Genomic DNA, 22,410 nt, shown 5'->3' on the forward strand with positions numbered 1-22,410 from the left:
TACGCCCACAGCCGCACGGCCTCGTGGTACTGCTTCGTCGGACGCCTCGGCCAGCCGTGCGTCAGCCCGCCGAATCGCCGCCCCGGCGCGCCGACAGCAGGTCCTCCAGCTGCTCCTCGCGGGCCTGCGCGGCCACGAACAGCAATTCGTCGCCCGCCTCCAGCGTCTCCTCGGTGCTCGGCGTCAGGACGCGCTGACCGCGGATGATGGTGACCAGCGAGGTGTCCTCGGGCCAGGCCACCTCGCCGACCTGGGTACCGGCCAGCGTCGACTCCGGCGGCAGCGTGAGCTCGACCAGATTGGCGTCGCCGTGACTGAAGCGCAGCAGCCGGACCAGGTCGCCGACGCTGACCGCCTCCTCCACCAGGGCCGACATCAGGCGCGGCGTGGACACCGCGACATCGACGCCCCACGCCTCGTTGAACAGCCACTCGTTCTTCGGGTTGTTCACCCGGGCGACGACCCTCGGCACGCCGTACTCGGTCTTGGCGAGCAGCGAGACGACAAGGTTCACCTTGTCGTCCCCGGTCGCCGCGATCACGACATTGCAGCGTTGGAGCGCAGCCTCGTCGAGCGAGGTGATCTCGCAGGCGTCGGCCAGCAGCCACTCGGCCATCGGCACCCGCTCCACCGAGATGGCCGTCGGCGCCTTGTCGACGAGCAGAACCTCGTGCCCGTTCTCCAGCAACTCGCCGGCGATGGAACGGCCCACCGCGCCGGCCCCGGCAATCGCGACACGCATCAGTGACCGCCCTCCTCGGGCCCTTCGGCGAAGGCTGCCTCGACCCGCTCGATCTCGTCCGTACGCATCATCACGTGGACCAGGTCGCCCTCCTGCAACACGGTCTGCGAGCTGGGCAGTATGGCTTCGCCCAACCGGGTGAGGAACGCCACGCGGACGCCCGTCTCCTCCTGCAGGGTGCTGATCCTGTGGCCGATCCAGGAAGGAGTGGTGTGTACCTCCGCGAGCTGCACACCACCGCTCGGATCGCGCCACAGCGGCTCCGCGCCCGACGGCAGCAGCCGCCGCAGCATCTGGTCCGCGGTCCAGCGCACGGTGGCGACCGTGGGGATGCCGAGACGCTGGTAGACCTCGGCACGCCGGGGGTCGTAGATCCGCGCCGCGACGTTCTCGATGCCGAACATCTCGCGGGCCACCCGGGCGGCGATGATGTTCGAGTTGTCACCGCTGCTCACCGCGGCGAACGCGCCGGCCTCCTCGATCCCGGCCTCGCGGAGGGTGTCCTGGTCGAAGCCGACACCGGTCACGCGTCGCCCGCCGAAACCCGACCCGAGGCGCCGGAAGGCCGTGGGGTCCTGATCCACGACGGCGACCGTGTGCCCCTGCTGCTCCAGGGTCTGCGCGAGAGCGGCTCCCACGCGCCCGCAGCCCATGATGACGATGTGCACCTTGTGCCTACCTCGCAGTCCTGGTCATCCGGCTGACCTGCGAAAACACCCTGCTCACACTTCTTCCTCAGCTTGCCGGGCAAAACAACGGGGCAACGGTTCGTCCCGTTGCCCAGGATGAGCTTAAGCGGCCGGATGCGCGAAGCCCCATCCGGCCGCGCTTTCGTCGTGCCCGGTGGCGTGGAGGGGGCGGCCCGTACCGCGTCGCCGTCTCCCGGCCGGTGCACGACGATCCCGCCGAACCGTGCGACGGAGCCTTGAGTGGATGAGAACAGACATCTAACATGTCAGTTCATGGAGACCTTGCGCCCGGTACGACGGACCCTGCTGCGGGACACCGCGTACGAGGCGATCCGCGACGCCATCGTGCGCGGCGACATCCCACCCGGTGCCCCCGTCCGTGACGCCGATCTCGCCGAACGCCTCGGGCTGTCCCGGGCTCCGGTGCGCGACGCGTTGTCCCGCCTCTCCGGCGAGGGCCTTGTCGAATCCAAGCCGCAGAGCTACACCCGGGTGACCCAGCTCGTCCCCGGCGACGTCCGGGATGCCGCGGCGGTGGTACGGGCCATGCAGGAGCTGGCCGCCCGGACCGCGGTGCCCCGTCTGACGGACGCGGACGTCACCGCGATGCGCGAGGCGAACGACCGCTTCCGCGACGCGACCCGTCGCGGTGACGTGGCGGACGCGCTGCGGGCCGACGACCGGCTCCATGACGTACTCGTCACGGCCTGCGGCAACCGCGCCGTGGCCGCCACCGTCGAGCGGTACACCCCGCTGCTCCGACGGCTGGAGTGGCGCCGATTCGGCACGGCGAGCGCGGCGCACGGCTCGGCGGAACTGCACGAACGACTGATCGAGGCGTGCGCGGGGCGCGACGCCGACGCGGCGGCCCGGGTCACCGCCGAGATCTGGCGGGCGCTCGAAGAACTCGCCGACGAACCGGTCGGCGAACAGGTCGGCGAACCGGTCGGCGAACCGGCCGGCGAACCGTCCGCCGGATCCACCGGATCTATCGACGGCCCGGAGTCCGAACCGTCTGCCGGACCGGTCGGCGGCGCGAAGGGCGTACCGCACGCGGGCAACGCCCGCTGACGACGGGCCGCCCGAGGCGACCGCCGCGCACCCCGCACCGGGGACCATCCCGCACCGCACACCAGGAACCACCACGCACCGCTCGCCCTGCACCGCTCCATCCCGACCAAGGGAGCCCCCGCCGTGACGCCCACCACCCCCTCCACCTCCGCTTCCTCCTCTCCTTCCTCTCCTTCCACCCCCCTCTCCCTCTCCTCGTACGACCGCCACCCCCTCCTCTTCGGCCCCTCGCCCGTCCACCGTCTCGACCGGCTCACCGAGCATCTCGGCGGCGCCGACATCTGGGCCAAGCGGGAGGACTGCAACTCCGGCATCGCCTACGGCGGCAACAAGACCCGCAAGCTCGAATACCTCGTTGCCGACGCCCTCGCCCGGGGCTGCGACACCCTCGTCTCCATCGGTGGCGTCCAGTCGAACCACACCCGCCAGGTCGCGGCGGTCGCCGCCCGCACCGGCCTCAAGTGCGTCCTCGTCCAGGAGAGCTGGGTCGACTGGCCCGACGCCGTCTACGACAAGGTCGGCAACATCCTGATCAGTCGCCTGGCCGGAGCCGACGTCCGTCTGGTGCGTGCCGGATTCGGCATCGGCGTCAAGGAGAGCTGGGCGCAGGCGATGCGCGAGGTCGAGGAGAGCGGAGGCAAGCCGTACGCCATCCCCGCCGGCGCGTCCGACCATCCCCTCGGCGGGCTCGGCTTCGCGAACTGGGCGTGTGAGGTCGCCGAGCAGGAACGGGCGCTCGGGGTCTTCTTCGACACCGTGGTCGTCTGCTCGGTGACCGGTTCCACCCAGGCCGGCATGGTCGCGGGCTTCGCCGCGCTGGAAGAAGCGGGCGGCAGGCCGCGACGGGTGCTCGGCATCGACGCCTCCGCCGAACCGGCCCGCACCCGGGAGCAGATCGCCCGGATCGCGGCGGCCACCGCACGGCTCATCGGCGTGCGCCGCGAACTCACCGCGGACGACATCGAACTCGACGAGCGTTATCACGCGGGTACGTACGGTATTCCGGACGACACGACGCTCGACGCAATGCGGATCGCCGCCCGGACCGAGGGAATGATCACCGACCCCGTGTACGAAGGGAAATCCATGGCCGGAACGATCGACCTCGTGACTCGCGGTGAAATCCCCGGGGAATCCACGGTTCTTTACGCACACTTGGGCGGTCAGCCCGCGCTGAACGGCTACAGCGCCCTGTTCCCGGGTGCCTGAGCACTTCCCGAGCCCACGGGTGCAAGGATTGCGTTAAGGATTTCGCGCCGGTTTCGTCCGAGTGCAGGGAAATGGCGGGCCACGGCTCGGACAGCTCGGCGGCTTCCATACGGAACGCTTACGATCCTCTGCGTGTCCAAACTGACCGACCTGCCCAAACGGATTCTGATCGGAAGGGCGCTGCGCAGCGACAAGCTGGGAGAAACGCTCCTGCCCAAGCGCATCGCTCTACCGGTCTTCGCATCCGACCCGCTGTCCTCGGTGGCGTACGCACCCGGCGAAGTCCTCCTGGTGCTGTCCGTCGCGGGCGTGTCGGCCTACCACTTCAGCCCGTGGATCGCGCTCGCCGTCGTCGTCCTGATGTTCACGGTCGTCGCGTCGTACCGGCAGAACGTCCACGCCTACCCGAGCGGTGGTGGCGACTACGAGGTCGCCACCACCAACCTCGGCCCCAAGGCGGGGCTCACCGTGGCCAGCGCGCTACTGGTCGACTACGTGCTGACCGTCGCCGTGTCCATCGCCTCCGGGGTCGAGAACCTCGGGTCCGCGATCCCGTTCGTCGTCGAGCACAAGACGGCGGCGGCGATCACCGCCATCGTGCTGCTCACCCTGATGAACCTGCGCGGAGTCAAGGAATCGGGCAAGCTCTTCGCCATCCCCACGTACCTCTTCGTGGCGGGCGTCTTCATCATGATCACCTGGGGTGCGTTCCGGGGCCTGGTCCTCGGCCACACGATGCACGCCCCGACCTCCGGTTTCGAGATCCGGGCCGAGCACCAGGGGATTGCCGGGTTCGCGCTGGTCTTCCTGCTGCTGCGGGCCTTCTCCTCCGGCTGTGCCGCCCTCACCGGCGTCGAGGCGATCAGCAACGGCGTGCCCGCCTTCCGCAAGCCGAAGAGCAAGAACGCGGCGACGACGCTCGCGATGATGGGCCTGCTGGCCGTCACCATGTTCTGCGGCATCATCGGCCTGGCGATGGCCACCGACGTGAAGATGGCCGAGAACCCGGCCAAGGACCTGATCAACAACGGAACCCCGGTCGGCTCCGGATTCGTCCAGGACCCGGTGATCTCGCAGGTCGCGGCAGCGGTCTTCGGCGACGGCACGTTCTTCTTCGTCGTGCTCGCGGCCGCCACCGCGCTCGTGCTCTTCCTGGCCGCGAACACCGCGTACAACGGTTTCCCGCTGCTCGGCTCGATCCTCGCCCAGGACCGCTACCTGCCGCGCCAGCTCCACACCCGCGGCGACCGGCTCGCCTTCTCCAACGGCATCGTGCTGCTCGCGGGGGCGGCGATCCTCCTGACCTGGGTCTACGGTGCGGACTCCACCCGGCTGATCCAGCTCTACATCGTCGGCGTCTTCGTCTCCTTCACCCTCAGCCAGACCGGCATGGTCCGGCACTGGAACCGGCATCTCGCGACGGAGAAGGACCCGGCCAAGCGACGCCACATGAAGCGCTCCCGCGCGATCAACACCTTCGGGGCCTTCCTGACCGGCCTGGTGCTCGTCGTCGTCCTCGCCACCAAGTTCATCCACGGCGCCTGGGTCGCCCTGCTCGGCATGGTGATCTTCTACGGGACGATGACCGCCATCCGCGGGCACTACGACCGCGTCGCCGAGGAGATCGCGGCGGACGAGACCCCGACGGACGAGACGATGCGCCCCTCACGGGTCCACTCCATCGTCCTGGTCTCCAAGCTGCACCGGCCGACGCTGCGGGCACTCGCCTACGCCAAGCTCATCCGCGCCGACCGGCTGGAGGCACTCTCCATCAGCGTCGACTCTGCCGATACCAAGGCGCTCAAGGAGGACTGGGAACGGCGGGGCATCGACATCCCGCTGAAGATCCTCGACTCCCCGTACCGCGAGGTGACCCGTCCCGTCATCGACTACGTGAAGAACCTGCGCCGGGAGAGCCCGCGCGACGTGGTGAGCGTGTACATCCCGGAGTACGTGGTCGGCCACTGGTACGAGCACCTTCTCCACAACCAGAGCGCCCTGCGCCTCAAGGGCCGGCTGCTGTTCACCCCCGGCGTGATGGTGACCTCCGTGCCGTACCAGCTGGAGTCCTCCGAAGCCGCGAAGAAGCGGGCAAGGAAGCGCGCAGAGTGGAACGCGCCGGGCGCGGTGCGCCGCGGCCCCGTCGAGCGCAAGCCCAAGGAACCCGCCAACAAGGGCTGACGGGCCGGAGCCCCGGCGGAGCACCCCGCTGCCCCGGCACACTCGTGGCGAACGGCCGGGCAACACCCACGTAGACTCGTAGGTTGTTGTCCGGCCGTCGTCCCCCCGAACCCTGGAGCCACCCCCTCATGCAGAACGAACCCACGTCGTCGCTGGTCGGGGAGGAGTACGAGGTCGAGGTCGGCCCCGTCGCACACGGCGGCCACTGCATCGCCCGCACCGAGGAGGGCCGGGTCCTCTTCGTGCGCCACACGCTCCCGGGCGAGAAGGTCGTCGCCCGGATCACCGAGGGCGGGAGTGACTCCCGCTTCCTGCGCGCCGACGCCGTCCGCATCGTCGATGCCTCCAAGGACCGGGTCGAGGCCCCCTGCCCGTACGCGGGCCCCGGCAAGTGCGGCGGCTGCGACTGGCAGCACGCCAAGCCCGGCGCCCAGCGCAGGCTCAAGGGCGAAGTGATCGCCGAACAGCTGCGCCGCCTCGCCGGCCTCACCCCCGAGGAGGCGGGCTGGGACGGCACCGTCATGCCGGCCGAGGGCGACAAGCTCCCGGCGGGCGAGGTGCCGGCCTGGCGCACCCGGGTCCAGTACGCCATCGACGAGGACGGCCGGGTCGGCCTGCGCAAGCACCGCTCGCACGACGTCGAGCCCATCGAGCGGTGCCTGATCGCCGCCCCCGGCGTCACCGAACTCGGCGTCGAGAAGCGTGACTGGCCCGGCATGGCGTCGGTCGAGGCCATCGCCGCCACCGGCTCCCACGACCGCCAGGTCATCCTCACTCCGAGGCCCGGCGGCCGCCTTCCCCTCGTCGAGCTCGACAAGCCCGTCTCGGTGATGCGCGTCGACGAACGCGACGGCGGCGTCCACCGCGTGCACGGCCGCGCCTTCGTCCGCGAACGCGCCGACGACCGCACCTACCGCGTCGGCTCCGGCGGCTTCTGGCAGGTCCACCCCCAGGCCGCGAACACCCTCGTCCGCGCCGTCATGCAGGGCCTGCTGCCCCGCAAGAACGACACCGCCCTCGACCTGTACTGCGGCGTCGGCCTGTTCGCCGGCGCCATCGGTCAGCGCATCGGCGAGAAGGGCGCCGTCCTCGGCATCGAGTCCGGCAAGCGCGCCGTCGAGGACGCCCGGCACAACCTCAAGGACCTGGAGCGGGTCCGCATCGAACACGGCAAGGTCGAACAGGTCCTGCCCCGCACCGGCATCACCGAGTGCGACCTCATCGTCCTCGACCCCCCGCGCGCGGGCGCCGGCAGGGCGACGGTCGAGCACCTGTCCTCCCTGGGTGCCCGCCGCATCGCCTACGTCGCCTGCGACCCGGCAGCCCTGGCCCGCGACCTGGCGTACTTCCGGGACGGGGGGTACCGGGTGCGGACGCTGCGGGCGTTCGATCTGTTCCCGATGACGCACCACGTGGAGTGCGTGGCGATTCTGGAACCGGCGGCAAAGGCTGCCTGACCTGCGCATTTATGTTTCAGGGGCGTTTCTTGACCTGTTTCACCGTGCGCAACGGGTGGAAGCGGGCGGGCTCGTCCGACCTGCGGTTTCCGAGGGGTCCGGCAGGGGGTGAGCTCGGCAGGGCGGTAGGTCGCGGCGAGTTTTGACGCACAAGTGATGCACATCCTGAGGACCTGTCAGCTGGGCTGGTGATCCGGGCGTCCTTGAGTACGCCGCTTGCAGTGCTCCCCACATCCGGGCGGGCCGTGTGCGTGGGGTACGAGCGGCCCCGGGTGAGCCCCTCGGCGGAGGGCAGCATGGCGCCCGCGCGTAGTTCGTGGTGCCCCGGGAGCGGGACGGCGCCGCCCTCTGCGCGCACTGGTGGGCCGGGTCAGTTCCGGTAGCGGGCGCGGCCCACGGCGGCGGCGACCGTCAGCGGGACGGTGAGGGCCGCGGCCGTCAGGAACATTCCCTGGTACGCGTGGTGTTCGGCGGGCCCGGCGGCGACAGCGCTGGCCAGGGCGCTGCCGACGTAGAGAGCCAGACCGAACATGGCGACGCCGGTGGCGCGGGCCGCAGGGGAGAGGCCGGTGGCCCAGGACTGGATCGTGGAGTGCATGAACGACCAGCCGCCGCCGAGCAGCAGTGTGCACGCCACCAGCGCGAGCACGGACCGGCTGGCCGCGGCGAGGCCGAACGCCACCACCATCTGCACCCCGCCGACTACGATCAGCCGTACCGGTGTGCAGCGCCCGACCAGCCGCTTGACCGTCTGCGCCGCGGCCATCGAGCCCACGCCGTACAACGCGGACACTGCACCGGCCAGCGTCGCCGAGGCGCCCTGGGCCTCCAGGGCCGGTGCGATGTACGTCAAGAAGCCCAGCAGGACGGCGCCTTCGAGCATCGCGACGGCCATGACGTACCACTGCCAGCGGGAGCGCAGGACGACCTTGAACGGGGCCAGTAGCGCGCCGGGCGCCGGGCGCGGCGGCTCCGGCAGCCGACGCAGGGCGACGGCCAGGTACATTGCGATCAAGCCGGGCAGGGCGAAGACCAGACGCCAACTGACGTAGTGCGCCAGCGCTCCGGCAACGATGGTGGCCGCAGCGGTGCCCAGTGCGAAGGCGGTCATCAGCTCGCTGAGCGGGCCTTGGCGGACTGGAGCGGGCACGGTGTCCCCGATGTACGTGATGGATGCGGCGATGGACGCGGCGAAGAACGCGCCGGCCGCGGTGCGTGCCACGATCAGCACGGTCGCGTCGGGGGCGGTCACCGAGTAGAGCGCGGCAACGGCGGCCCCTGTCAGCGAGATCCGCATCACCCGCACCCGGCCGAGACGGTCGCTCGCCAGGCCCCAGACCGGCTGCATCAGTCCGTAGCCGAGGAAGTAGCCGCTGGCGGCGAGCATCACCATGGGCAGCGGGACGCCGAGCCGGGTGCCGATGAGCAGCAGCATCGGGGTGATGCAGAAGCGGTCGAAATTGCTGACGAAACCGGCGGCGCACAAGAGGCGCAGCGAGGCTGCGGGCAGCGGCGGGGCGGTCGGGCCCGCGGTTGCGGTGGCCGGAGGGGGTGCGGGGGTGGTGCGGGCCGAGTCGGTGTTGTCCATGGGGCTCCTTGTGTCGAGCTTGCCGGCTTTCGGAGCGGCAGCTCCAGCTCATCACCGCGGGCGATGGTGGTGGCCCCGTAGCCGATTACCGTTGCTCACACCCTGTGGGGCATGGCTCCAGGCCCCGGGGCGGATCAGCGTCACGAGGGGGGACGGGTATGAACGGCGGCGGATTCAACGGCCCAGCCCGCGAACTGGGCGCGTTTCTGCGCTCTCGCCGCGAGCGGCTGGCACCCGCTGATGTGGGGCTGCCCGGCTCACCACGGCGCCGTACCCCGGGGCTGCGGCGCGGGGAGGTTGCGGAGCTGGCCGGGATCAGCAGTTCCTGGTACGCGTGGCTGGAGCAGGGCCGGATCCGTACGTCGGAGCAGGTGCTGCGGTCGGTGGCGCGGGCGTTGCGCCTCGGCCCGGACGAGACCGCGCATGTGATGTCGTTCGTGGAGTACGCCGCGCCGTCCGGGCAGTCGCCGGGGTGGGTATCGCGGAACCTGCTCTCGTTGGTGGAGTCGCTGGCGCCGAACCCGGCTGTGGTGCTCGACCCGCACTGGGATCTGCTGGCCTGGAACTCGGAGTACACGGCGCTGCTCACCGACCTGGCGCGATTGGCGCCCAAGCAGCGCAATCTGCTGTGGCTGGTTTTCTGCTGGCCGCCGGCCCGTACGCTGCTGGCCAGTTGGGAGCCGGAGGCGCGCAGTCTGCTCGGCCAGTTCCGGGCGAAGATGGCCCGGCATCCGGAGGACAGCCGGTATGCCGAGATCACCGAGGAGCTGCTGGCCGACCCGGACGCGGCGCGCTGGTACGGCCGTCGGGAGACCTCGGCGTTCCACCCCGCAGTACGCCATTTCCGGCACCCGGTGGCCGGTGATCTGCGGCTGCGTTACGTCAAGCTCGCCGCCGTCGACGAGCCGGGCCACCATCTGCTGGCCTATCTTCCCCACGACCGGGCGACGGAGGAGGCCCTGAAGGTGCTCGTCGGATGAGCCGGTACCCATTCATGCGGGCGGGCGCACGGGCAGCAGTGACGGCCCGACCGCGCCGGTGCACTGTTGTCGGGCCGTCACCGGCGCACCGCGGGGGCTGGTGCGTCAGGAGGTGAGTGCCGGGAGGCGAGATGCCAGATCGAGTATGGCTCGATACGGGACCAACAGGATCCTGTGCCGAGGCGTTGATGAGTGAGGTCGTTGGCGCCACGCCCCTTGGGTTCCGCCTTCTCGCGAAGTGCGATGACTCACTGTCAGTGAAGCGAACCGCAGGGCGGGAAGCGCTCGCTGGATTCGAATGTGGTGTGCCTCACTTTGATGTCAGGCTTGGGTTCGTTGTGAGTCTCGAAATTGAACGATCTAGCACCTTTGGTATCGAATTCAGCACCTCGCGTGATGGTGGGGTCTCGTTTCGTTCTCTGTGTGGGGCTTGTGTAGAACCTATGTGTGACATTAGGAATGATCTTCCTTGGTCGTTCACATTGGGGGGTCCCCCGTGCGTGCCGCACGTCGATTCGTCATGCCCATCGCCTTCTTCATGGTGGTGTTGGCGGGCACCGAGCAGGCTGCTCAGGCGGCGGCATCCTGGGTCGGCGCCGCCCGCGTCGGTGCCGGCGATTCCCCTGATCAGTCATGGGGGTCTGCGCGAGGTCGCGGTCATGAAGTGTCGACCGCGGCCACCGAGGCATCGGCGACGGGTGGGCGTGACGGAGCGTTGAAGGCCCCGACCGAACTCCCGCTGGAACAACGGTCGGTTGCCCGAGTGCTCGGCGGTGAGCCCGAGCCGCTGTCCATGGGGCCTGTGGAGGAGGTCGAGGCCCCCGCTGGGGTGGATCCGCAGGGCTTCGATGCCGTCACCAGCGAGGAACTCGCCGGGGAGCGTGCGGAAAGAGCGCGTACGTTCCGCAATGCGGACGGCACGTATACCACCCGGTTCTATGACGAACCAATCAACTTCCGTACAGCCGACGGGAGATGGCAGGAGATCGATACGACTCTCGTCCGGCCGGACGGTGCCGGGGTGATGAGCGGATTGGGTTCGGTCTGGGAAGCGCGGTCGACGGAGGATGCCATCACCTTCGCCGAGTACGCGGACGCCGCGCCGGTTGTCCAAGTCGGCCTGGACGAGGGCCTGTCTGTCGGCTACTCGCTGGCGGATGCGGTCCGCTCGCGGGGAAGGGCCGACGGGAGTGTCATCAGATATCCCGAGGTGAACAGAGCGACGGACCTGGAATTGACGGCAGGCGGTGACTCCGTGAAGGAGGTGCTGGTCCTCAAGGACAGTACTGCTCCGACGCGCTGGCGTTTCCCGCTGGTGCTGGAAGGCTTGACTGCCCGTCTTGATGAGTATGGAGCCGTGGAGTTCGTGGATGCGGACGGTCAGCGGCGGGCGTGGATGCCGTCCGGTTGGATGGCGGACTCCCGGTTGGCCGAGAACGCGAACGAAGGAGCGGTTTCCTCCGGAGTGACGTACACCTTGTCCGAGGAGGCGGGGCAGCAAGTCCTCGGCGTCTCGTTGGACGAGGAGTGGCTGAAGGATCCGGAGCGTGTGTTCCCGGTACGGGTGGATCCGTCGGTGAAGTCCGTCAAGGCGACGTCCGGTACGTATGTCGAGTCCCCGTACAACCAGAATTTCTCCAGCGACACAGTGCTCAAGGTCGGGACGTACGACGGCGGGTCCCACAAGGCGGCGTCCTTTCTCCGGTTCTCCGGTCTGGAGAGCACACTGAAGAACGCCTGGGTGATCAGCGCCAACCTGGCGCTCTACAACACCTGGTCGCAGTCCTGCACCGCTCGGCCGGTGACCATTCACCCGATCACCTCCAACTGGGCCGAGTCCACGACTACCAAGTACCCCGGACCGGCGACGGGTGCCTCGTTGGTGTCGAAGAGCTTCGCGCACGGCTGGCGTCCCGCGAACACGAATACCTGGTCGTGCGGGCCGGCATGGGAGACCATCAAGCTGGGTTCGGCAGGACGCCGGCTGGTCGACGACTGGACGCATGGCCGCAAGAAGAACTACGGGCTGGCGGTGAAGGCGTCGACCACCGACTCCAAGGGCTGGAAGCAGTTCGGCTCCGACGACTACCCCAATGGGAAGCCCAGCCTTGACGTCACCTGGACGAAGTACGGGGCCGCGTACAAGCTCGGTGGCTTCGTGAAGCCGGTGACGGCGACCGGCGAGGGTTCGATGAAGGTCACCGTCACCAATCAGGGGCAGGAGACCTGGTCCAAGGGCGGCAACTACAAGCTGCGCTACAACCTGTACAACGCGTCGGGGACGGAGATCACGGACTCCTCGAAGATCCGCTGGACCGCCATGCCGAGTGCCGTCGCGCCGGGACAGAGCGTGACCTTGGAAGCGAAGATCGCTCCACTGGCGGCTGCCTCGTACACCCTCGTCTGGACGATGGACGATGTGGGCGTCAGTCGTTTCACGAGCGCCGGCGTGGCGGGCCCCGCGGTGAAGTTCGCCGCTGTGAACATTCCGCCACAGCTGACCCGGGAGGCTCCCGCCAGCGGCGCGGTCGTCAACTCGCTCACACCGACCTTGTGGGCGGAGGGCAGGGACCCCGACGGTTTTCCCGGCGGCGCACTTCAGTACTCCTTCGAGGTGTGCGAGGTGAGCGGCAAGGACGTCCGCAAGAACTGCCGTACCGGTACACGCAGTACGGCGAAGCAGTGGGCGGTGCCCAGTTCCTGGCTGGCCTGGGGAAAGACGTATGCCTGGTACGCGTATGTGTACGACGGCAAGGACACCTCGGCGCGTCCCTACCCCGCTCTCTTCACCACGCAGGTGCCTCAGCCCGCTGTCACTTCCCATCTCGGCGGCGACGCGGGCAAGGAGTTCGGATCCCGAGCGGGCAACTACTCGACCACGGCAACGGATGCCGCGTTGCCGACGGTCGGTCCCGAGCTCGCGGTGAACCGCACGTACAACTCGCTCGACTCGCATGGCGACAACGCTTTCGGGAACGGCTGGTCCAGCCGCTGGGACATGCGGCTGCAAGAAGAGCAGACCGACTCGGTACTGATAACCCTGGCCGATGGGTCACGTGTCAGATTCGGCGGCAACCCCGACGGCTCCTACACCGGACCGGTTGGCGGCACGCGAACCCTGACGCGGGAGTTCGACGGTTGGGTGCTGCGTGAGAAGTCCGGGACGACCTACCATTTCGGGTCGGGCGGGCTGCTGCATTCCGTGGCGGACGGCGCCGGTCGACGTCAGGCACTGCGCTACCAGGACGAGGACGGCGGGCCGCTGAAGTCCGTGACCGATGAGCTGTCCGGGCGTTCCCTCGGATTCACCTGGTCCCAGGGACATGTATCGACCGTGACGACCAGCGCGACCGCCTCCGACCTACCGGGACTGACCTGGTCCTACATCTATGAGGGAGATCGCCTCACACGGGTCTGCCCACCCGGTACCACAACGGCATGCACCGTTTACACGTATGAGGACGGTTCCCTCTACCGCAGCATGGTGATGGACGAGAACCCGGTCGCGTACTGGCGGCTCGGCGAGGAGGAAGGCTCGACCGGCGTCAGCGAGTCCCCTTCCGCTACAGGACTCAACGATGCCTTCTACCGCGATCTTCTGCTCGGGCAGGACGGGGCTCTGCAGGGCACGACCGACATGGCCGCCGGATTCGACGGCACGGACTCGGTCGTCGAACTTCCCGAGAGCACGATCAGCACCTCGACGTTCCTCTCTGTCGAACTGTGGTTCAAGACGGCCGGGTCCGGCGTGCTCATGGCCTTCCAGGACGGCAAGCTCGACGACGGAAATCCGCATGACTGGAACCCGGTTCTCGCGGTCGACAGCGCCGGGAAGCTACGCGGCGAGTTTCTCGCGGCGGCGACGGCCGCACCCATAGTTTCCCCTGCCTCGGTCAACGACGACACGTGGCACCACGTCGTGCTGACAGGCGCGGGAACGACCCAGACCATGTACCTCGACGGGGCCAAGGTCGGCTCCCTGACCGGCCCCATCGACCACCGGGAACGTACCTACACCTACCTGGGAGCAGGCTGGTCCAGCCCCGGCTGGGACGGTGCGGCCGCCGGCGTGCGCCGCTTCACCGGCCAGATGGACGACGTGGCCGTGTACCATCACCCGCTCGGTGAGGATACGGTCGCCGAGCACTACACCGCTCGCGCGGCGACGGGAAGAGTCACCCAGGTCGTCAGCCCGTCCGGCCGCGTCCACGCGAACGTGGCCTATGACGGGCGCAACGGCCGCGTGACGGAGACCACGGACGAGAACGGGGGCACGTGGAAGATCTCTGAGCCCTCCTATTCCTCGGCGTCCTCCTCGTACGCCAGGGCGGTGACGGCCTCGAAGCCGCTGGGCTACTGGCGCCTGGGCGAGCGTGCCGGAGCCACCGCCGTCAGTGCGGTCGGTGAAGGCATGGATGGCTCCTACCTCGATGGTGCCCGCCTCGGCAGTGCAGGCGTCTTCGCCGACGGCGACGACACGTCGGTGACGTTCGACGGCGATGCCTCGCAGGGAGCGGTCGAGGTTCCGGTGGAAGCACTGGGGACCTCTACAACCCCTTCGCTGGAGTTGTGGTTCAGAACGGCGAAGCAGGGCGTCCTCGTCACCATGCAGGACACGGAGCTGGGAGAGAAGCCCGGACAGTGGAGACCCATGCTCCTGGTGGACTCCGCAGGTAAGCTCCGCGGACGTTTCACAGGAGGTGGCAGCTCCGCCATTTCCAGCACGGTGGTGACGGACGAGGACTGGCACCATGTGGTGTTCACCGCGTACGAGGGACAGCAGTATCTGTACGTGGACGGTGCTCTGGAGGGGACGGCCGCGGGAAGCAACAACTCGACGCGCTGGGACCACCTCTACATCGGCGGCGGCTATTCCTCGACGAGCTGGGACGGTGAGACCGTCGGATACCGGAATTTCGTGGGCCAGATCGATGAGGTCGCCCTGTACGACCACTCGTTGATGCTGCCTCCGGCCTCCGGTTCGTCGACTCCCGGCGAGAAGGAGATATCCGCTCACCACCGTGCCAGGAACAGCCTGGTCCTGGGCAGCGACGACACCTATCGAGGAAGCGTGGTCAGCGATGCACCGGCCGCCTACTGGCGCCTCGGTGAGACGACGGGAACCACCCTCGCCGATGAGATGGCCGTGTCGAACGGTGACGCGGAGTTCCATTCCGCGAACGAAGGCGGAAAGGCGCCGACGCGACTGGGTGCGACAGGGATATTCGGTCCCGGTGCCGACGACTCCGTCCAACTCGGCGGAAAGGGATACGTCGAGTTCCCCTCCGCGGTGTTCGGCGACTCGGCAGACCTGGCCGTGGAAATGTGGTTCATGACATCGTCCGCCGGTGTGCTTCTCGGCACCCAGAACACAGCCATGGGAACGACACCGACCTCCTGGCGACCGATCCTCAACATCGACCAGGCCGGAAAACTCCGAGGTGAATTCTGGCTCTCGGGCGTCAGCGGCGCCACGCCCATCACCTCCAGCCAGGCGGTGACGGACGGGAAATGGCACCACGTGGTGCTTTCCGCCTCGGGTACGACGCAGTCCCTCTACCTGGACAGCGTCCTGGTCGGCACCTTGAACGGCACCCGGGTCGACCCACGAACCAAGTACGCCTATCTCGGCGCGGGATACGCGAGCCAGGGGTGGATGGGTGTCGCGTCCGGCACGTACTACATCACCGGACAGATCGACGAACCCGCCGTCTACCAGCACGCTCTCACCGCCGATCAGGTGAGCAGCCACTACCAGGCTCAGAGCCGACCCGCCGGTCTCACGCTCGGCGCGACCATCACCGTCACCGATCCGGCGGGCCGGACCACGTCCGCCACGTACGACATGCTCCGCGGCCAGCGGAAGGTTTCCGGTGCCGACGCGGAGGGCGGTGCCACCACGTACGCCTACGACTCCGGCGGCTACCTTCACACCGTCACCGATCCCAATGGGCACTCCACCATCACCGGTCACGATGCGAGGGGCAACACAGTCTCGACGACCACATGCCGGGACAGCCACTCCTGTTGGACCTCGTTCACCGACTACTACCTGGACAGCGGCAAACCGCTCGATCCGCGCAACGACAAACCGGTCGCGGTGAGGGACGCGCGCTCGGCCAACCCGACCGACAACCGGTACAAGACCGCGATGACCTATACCGCTCTCGGTCTGCCGGACACCACCACCCTTGCCGACAGCCGCAGCTCGGCCACCACATACACCACGGGCAGCGAACCCGCGGTCGGCGGCGGCACGACACCGGCCGGCCTGGTCGCCACGACGAAGACACCGGCCACCGCGGCGACGTCGTACGCCTACTACTCCAACGGCGATCTTGCCCGGTCGACGGCTCCCTCCGGTCTCGTCACGACGTACACCTACGACGGTCTGGGCCGGAAACTCACCGAAACCCAGGTGTCGGACACCTTCCCCGACGGGGTGACCACCACCTACGGCTACGACAGCATGTCCCGTCTCACGAGCGAGACGGGCACCGGGGTCAAGAACGAGATCACCGGCACCGTCCACACGGCGAGGACCACCCGGTCGTTCGACGACGACGGCAGACTGCTGGCCGAGTCGACGGAGGACACCACCGGTGGCGACGCCAAGCGCACCACGACGTACCACTACGACGGCCACGGGCTGAACGACAGCGTGACGGATGCCGAAGGTGCGACCACGGTCTTCGCACACGATTTGATGGGGCGCGTGACGGAGGAGACGGACGCCGAGGGGAACCGGGTCGTTCACACCTACACCAAGCGTGGCCAGCACGCCGAGACCGCACTGAAGGACTGGACGGGTGCTCAGTCCGGACAGCTCCAGGACCTCGTCCTCGTCTCGAACGCCTACGACCCGGCCGGACGCCTGGCAAGCACAACCGACGCCATGGGCGCCACCACCGCCTATACGTACTTCGATGACGGCTTGCCCGCCACCACGACGGCACGTCAGGTCACCCAGTCGGACGGCACCAAGCGTGACATCGTCCTGGAATCCCTCACCTACAACGGCGCCGGCCATGCAATAAAGCAGGTGACGGGAGGCGGCAGGACCACAGTGACCAACACCGTGGACGCCTCGGGCCGGACCACCCACGCAGTGCTCGACCCGAACGGCCTCAACCGCGTCACTACCTTCGGCTACGACGGCGACGACCGGGTCACCGAGCAGACGCAGACGATCGACACCACCGGCAAGAAGCTGACCTCCACCGCGACGTACGACACGGCGGGCAACCTCGTCACGTCGACGCTCACGGACGGGACGGACAAGCGGACCACCACCCAGACGTACGACCAGCGCGGGCTCGCTGTCACCGGTGTCAGCCCGCGCGGCAACGCCCCCGGCGCGGACGCCGCCGCTTACACGACGACGATCCGCTACGACGAACTGGGGCGCCCAGTGGAGCAGACGGCGCCGAAGGCTGAGGCGGAGGAGAAGGGCGGACCGGCCCAGACGGTGCGGCCCACCACCCTCACCGGCTACAACACATTCGGGGAGACCACCGATACCAAAGACGCGCGAGGCGCCATCGTGCGCACCGAGACGGACCGAATCGGCCGTACCACGGCTGTCACTCTCCCGGACTACACCCCGCCCGGTGGCTCCGAGGTCACCTCTGTCTCGCGCACCGAATACGACGCTCTGGGAAACGTCGTGGCAACCACCGACCCGCTCGGCAGGACAACCCGCTACGGCTACGACCAACTCGGCCAAGTGATCCAGAAGACCGACCCCGTGGCAGGCGCCCCGGCCTTCATCGGCCCGTCGCCGAATCCGCTTGCCACCCCGGGCACCGGAACGCAGAACGACCTCGACGGCGCCGGCGTCACCCGCTACACCTGGACACCGACCGGACTTCGACTGTCACAGACCGACCCCACGGGGGCACGGAGCCAGGCCACCTATGACGAACTCGGACGGCAGCTGACGGCCACGACGATCGAGCGGTACCCCTCGCCACAGAACCTGACCACCCGGTACACCTGGGACGAAGCGGGCAACCAGATTTCCTCGATCACTCCGGGCAACCGCACCACCTCCGCCACCTACAGCGCGGCGGGAGAAGTCGAGACGGTCACCGACCCCTTGGGTGGGACAACCAGAATGGGTTACGACGGCCTCGGCCGGCGGATCGAAACCACCGATCCCACCGGACGCCGGAGCGCCACCACCTACGACGTACTCGGCAACGCCCTGGACCGGACCGACTTCGGTACCGGTACAACCCCGCTGCGTTCCGTCTCGGCCGAGTTCGATCTCGACGGCAACCGCACCTCCGCCACGTCCGCGGAGAAGTCACGCACCACATACACGTACGACGCTCTGGGCCGGATCACTGGCCAGACCGAAGCAGTCGGCGCCGACAAGTCCATCACCATCGGCTTCGGCTACGACGCGGCGGGCAACCTGACCAGGCTGACCGATGGACGTGGTAAGACCACCACCTACACCTTCACCCCCTGGAACCAGCCCGAATCAACCATCGAACCGGCCACCGACGCCCACTCGGAAGCGGCCGACCGAACGTGGACCACCGCCTACGACGCCGCGGGCCAGAGCATTCTGGAGTTGCTGCCCGGTGGAGTCGAGCGCAAGCGCACCTACGACGGGCTGGGCCGGATGACAGCGGAGACCGGTACCGGCGCCGAAGCCGCCACGGCGAGCCGTTCGCTGGAGTACGACCTCGCCGGACGCCTCACCGCGATCGGCACCGGCGGACAGTCCGGCCGCGACACGTACACGTACAACGACCGGGGACAGCTCCTCACCGCCGTCGGACCGGGAGGGAACTCGGCCTACACATACGACGCCGACGGCAACATGACCTCACGCACCAACGCGGACATCACGACCGAGTTCGGTTACGACGCCGCCGGAAGGCTCGACCGCACCCGGGACGGAATCACCAACAACGACATCCGCTACCAGTACGACGCAGCGGGCCGCCCTGTCACCGAACGCTACGAAACACAGCCGGCCGATTCGACCACCTGGAACGAATCAGCACGCCGGACTTACGGCTACGACGACCTCGGTCGTCTTACCAGCGACCGGATCACCGACCCTGCAGAAACGTCGGAAACGGCAGCCGTGCGATACCAGTACGACAACGACGACCGGCTGACCAAAAAGACGACCAACGGCACATCCGGAGCCGCCGAGCACACGTACGGCTACGACCTGGCGGGCCGGATGACCTCCTGGAACAACGGCTCCACCACCACCGAGTACGGCTGGGACGACGCGTCCAACCGCATCGAAGCCGGCAACACAACGGCCATCTACGACGCCCGTAACCGTCTGATCAACGACGGGACGTCGACCTACGTCTATTCCGCACGCGGCACTCTCACCAACGTGACTTCTCCGGGCAACGGGACCCGCGCTCTCACCTTCGACGCCTTCGAACGCAAGATCACCGACGGAGCCGCCACCTTCGCCTACGACTCGCTCGACCGCGCAACCGGCAACGGAACAATGCCCTTCGCCTATGACGGCGGCTCCAACAACCTGGCCGACGACGGCACGAGCCACTACACCCGCACCCCTGGCGGTGCCCTCCTCGCAGTCGGCACCGGCGCCGACAAGCAATGGGCCATCACCGACCAGCACACCGACCTGACCGCGGCCCTGACGGCCGACGGCACCACTGTCGCCGGCTCCACCTCCTACGACCCCTTCGGTGAGAAGACCTCCACCGGCGGCATCATGCCCTCACTCGGCTACCAGTCCGGCTGGACCGACCCCGAAACCGGCGACGTCAACATGGCCGCACGCTGGTACCAGCCGGGGACGGGCGGTTTCGCTTCCAGGGATACCTGGACACTTGACCCGTCCCCGTCCGCCCAGGGCAACCGCTACGGTTACGCCAACGCCAGCCCGATCAACCTGGTAGACCCCAACGGACATTGCCCGACCTGCGCCATTGTGTACGGCGGTACCGAGGCGCTGTACTTCGTCGCAGCAGTCGCCACGGCCTACGCCTGCAAGGCCTACTGTGCGCAGCTCGCCAAGGGTGTAAACGACTTGGTGTACGGAGCAGTGAGCAGATACAGCTGGCAGGCGCCCTCTTTCAGCAGTGGCCTGTCGTGGTCCTATGGATCCAGCTACTCGTACGGCTACTCCTACCCGTCGTCCAGTTACTCGTATCCGTCGTACGGCTATTCCTCCCCGTCATACAGCTACGGCGGCGGTGGAGGTGGCTACTCCGGACGCTACTCCGGCGGAGGCTACGGCGGTTCCTATGGCCGTTCCTATGGGTATGCATACACTTCCACCAGGGCTGTCGTCCGCCCGCCTCGCCCGGTTATCGACCAGAACCCCAACAACGGCAAGAACCCCAAACCTGCCCCCGACCGTCCGACACCCAAGCCGGACTGGGACCCCAAGCAGGGCGGTTGGAAGCCCGGCGATGGCTGGAAGCTTGCGGTCACTGCCCTCCAGATGCTCGAGCTCACCAAGACCGAGCAGTACATACCCGACATGGTCCCGGCCGAACACCCCGCGCCCGGCACCCAGCCCGACAACGGTGGCGGCACTGGAACGGATGGCAACGACCGTGAAGACTGCCGTGAGAAAGGCAAGGGCTGGAGTCGGTACGGTAAGCGGGACGCCGCCAACGGAGAACGCGCCACTGGGGCATACGCCTGTCTCGACGCAGCCTTCCTGAAGGAAAACGAAGGCAGTGACGTCAGCGCCGAGATCAGACCGCCCGGCTACCAGTGGGCGGGCCGCTACGCCAGTCACCTGGGCCTGAATCCGAGGAGCAGTATCAACAACTGCCATCTGCTCGGCTCCGACTTGAGTGGTGACGGCCAAAATCTGGAAAATCTGGCAACCTGCTCCCGGGCAGCCAACACCTGGGTGAGCAAGGACAACGGCCGACTTGAGCACAACATGTACTTCTTCGAAGCGCAGGTACGCACGGCGGTGGATGGGGGCCAGGTAGTCAAATACACCGTGGAACCACGCTACAACGGGCCACGCACTGTCCCTGTCTCGTTCGAAATGCGGGCGAACGGCGTGAACCCGGACGGAAGTCAAGGCATCAGCTTCGACGAGGTGGTTCCCAATTCGCTGTACAGTCGTACGTACAACCAGTGGCGGAACTTGGGCACAGTGACCTACAAGGGAGTGCCGCAACCCGTAGGGAGAATGCGGTGACTGGGCAAGCAAGAGGACCGGAGGCGGTCGCCGCCCTGGGGGACCTCCTTCCCTCGGATGCCGGAGTGGATGAGCAAGTCGACTGGCAGGTGCTTGCCGCCACTTGGGGCACTCATTTCCCCTCCGACTACGTTGAGTTCATGAGGATCTACGGGGCCGGAGGCATCAGCGACTCCTTCGAGGTGCTGCGTCCCCTGAGTTCCGAGGGCGATGACGTCGGAGACATGGCTACCGAGACCGCCAACGCGCGTGACCAGTGGACGGTGGGCGCAGTGCCTGATGGAGGCACGGGCCCCGTACGAGAGAGCGACACCGTCATTGCCTGGGCGGTGACGCCCGCGGCCGACGTGGTGTGCTGGTTGACGTCTCACTCCGATCCGGATCAGTGGCCGGTGGCCGTGCTGCGGCCGAGCCCGGTTTCACCGTGGACCGTCTACCCAGTAGGTATGGCCGAGTTCCTGAGTCGGCTGATCCTGGGTGAGTTTGACACCTGTCCAGTCGCGGAGACCACCCTGTGGAACGCGGGGACCGGACGGTTCCTGCACTGGCGCGAGGAGAAGCGCCTGGTGGACGAGGGTATCGACCCTTGGACGGGCGAGGCCGATCCGTACGCGGACATCGGGTTCGACGACTGAAAGATCTGGGTGGGTCTCCGTTCCGGGTACGGGAACGGAGACCCACCGCGCATGGTCTGCGACCGTGCCGTGGTGCATGTCGGCTCACCGTTCCGGTGGACGGCTGGCCGGTGGTGGCGTGTCGGTGTCAGGAGCCAACTGCCAGTTGCGGACCGTCACGGGACGCTTGAGACCCACTGGTATGAACCCGGCCTGCAAGGCTCCCAGAGTTTTCGTGAAATGCGTGAGCTGCATGGGGTCGCCGATGACCAGGGCGCGCCGCGCGCGGAACAGCAGCGGCAGGACGTGCGGGATGGCGCACTGGCCGGCCTCGTCGATGACGACGAGATCGAACAGGGCCGGGCCAAGAGGGAAGCGTCCGTGCGGCGACTTTGGCACGAGGGTGTCTGCTTGAAACAGTCAGGGGGCGGGGGAGGGGTGGCATCCGGCCACCCATGCCGTGCGATCCAGCAGGTGCTCCTTGCCGTACAGGCAGAGCAGGAGGCCAAGGGCGATGCTGCGCTGTTTCGTCGGAAGGGACGTCAGTTCCCCGTCTCGTCGCGCTGGACGTGTTGGGGCGGACCGTGCTCCTCGGCGTCCAACGGGTCGGGTACTTCCGCAGGGTGCTGCGGGACATCGGCGAGCGTGCGCAGCCGGACTCAGGCGTCAGGGCCGGCCACGGCGGAGGGGGCCCTCGTGCGGG

10 protein-coding genes and 1 pseudogene are annotated in these 22,410 nt (G+C 68.0%); 7 read left to right on the forward strand and 4 right to left on the reverse strand.

Going from position 1 to position 22,410, the window contains the following annotated elements; all coding sequences use genetic code 11:
- Positions 1-61 precede the first annotated feature (61 nt).
- Together ACFC79_RS20120 and ACFC79_RS20125 are read right to left on the reverse strand one after the other, a co-directional pair.
- On the reverse strand, positions 62-742 hold the full coding sequence (locus tag ACFC79_RS20120; RefSeq protein ID WP_376241911.1) for a potassium channel family protein: 681 nt from the start codon (positions 740-742) through the stop codon (positions 62-64).
- Positions 742-1,410, reverse strand: coding sequence for a potassium channel family protein (locus ACFC79_RS20125; protein ID WP_376241913.1), 669 nt, complete (start codon positions 1,408-1,410; stop codon positions 742-744). The genes ACFC79_RS20120 and ACFC79_RS20125 overlap by 1 nt, the downstream gene beginning before the upstream one ends.
- A 294-nt stretch (positions 1,411-1,704) precedes the next feature.
- Between ACFC79_RS20125 and ACFC79_RS20130 the strand changes: the two genes are divergently transcribed.
- The 4 genes from ACFC79_RS20130 (at position 1,705) to ACFC79_RS20145 (ending at position 7,349) form a co-directional block, all read left to right on the forward strand.
- Positions 1,705-2,502, forward strand: a complete 798-nt coding sequence (locus ACFC79_RS20130) for a GntR family transcriptional regulator (protein ID WP_376241915.1) — start codon at positions 1,705-1,707, stop codon at positions 2,500-2,502.
- Between the two features lie 123 nt (positions 2,503-2,625).
- Complete coding sequence (locus ACFC79_RS20135) at positions 2,626-3,711, forward strand: 1-aminocyclopropane-1-carboxylate deaminase (protein WP_376241917.1); 1,086 nt, start codon at positions 2,626-2,628, stop codon at positions 3,709-3,711.
- Positions 3,712-3,843: 132 nt separating this feature from the next.
- Positions 3,844-5,892 (forward strand): APC family permease, encoded by a 2,049-nt coding sequence (locus ACFC79_RS20140; protein WP_376241919.1) that lies wholly within the window; start codon positions 3,844-3,846, stop codon positions 5,890-5,892.
- 128 nt (positions 5,893-6,020) lie between these two features.
- Positions 6,021-7,349 carry a class I SAM-dependent RNA methyltransferase gene (locus ACFC79_RS20145; protein WP_376241921.1) on the forward strand — a complete coding sequence of 443 codons (1,329 nt, stop codon included), beginning with the start codon at positions 6,021-6,023 and terminating at the stop codon, positions 7,347-7,349.
- Positions 7,350-7,719: 370 nt separating this feature from the next.
- On the opposite strand, the gene ACFC79_RS20150 is transcribed toward ACFC79_RS20145, so the two are convergent.
- Positions 7,720-8,937, reverse strand: coding sequence for an MFS transporter (locus tag ACFC79_RS20150; protein WP_376241923.1), 1,218 nt, complete (start codon positions 8,935-8,937; stop codon positions 7,720-7,722).
- 158 nt (positions 8,938-9,095) lie between these two features.
- Here ACFC79_RS20150 and ACFC79_RS20155 point away from each other — a divergent pair, with 158 nt between their 5' ends.
- From ACFC79_RS20155 to ACFC79_RS20165, 3 genes are all read left to right on the forward strand, one after another.
- Positions 9,096-9,917: a helix-turn-helix transcriptional regulator gene (locus ACFC79_RS20155; protein ID WP_376241925.1), complete on the forward strand. Its 822-nt coding sequence runs from the start codon at positions 9,096-9,098 to the stop codon at positions 9,915-9,917.
- 520 nt (positions 9,918-10,437) lie between these two features.
- Complete coding sequence (locus tag ACFC79_RS20160; protein ID WP_376241927.1) at positions 10,438-21,093, forward strand: LamG-like jellyroll fold domain-containing protein; 10,656 nt, start codon at positions 10,438-10,440, stop codon at positions 21,091-21,093.
- A gap of 140 nt (positions 21,094-21,233) precedes the next feature.
- Positions 21,234-21,728, forward strand: coding sequence for an SMI1/KNR4 family protein (locus ACFC79_RS20165; RefSeq protein WP_376241928.1), 495 nt, complete (start codon positions 21,234-21,236; stop codon positions 21,726-21,728).
- Positions 21,729-21,947: 219 nt separating this feature from the next.
- On the opposite strand, the pseudogene ACFC79_RS20170 reads toward ACFC79_RS20165, so the two are convergent.
- A pseudogene (locus ACFC79_RS20170) lies at positions 21,948-22,076 on the reverse strand (AAA domain-containing protein); the annotation flags it as partial.
- Positions 22,077-22,410: the final 334 nt, after the last annotated feature.

The sequence above is a fragment of the Streptomyces sp. NPDC056061 genome, assembly GCF_042266885.1.
Lineage (GTDB): Bacteria > Actinomycetota > Actinomycetes > Streptomycetales > Streptomycetaceae > Streptomyces.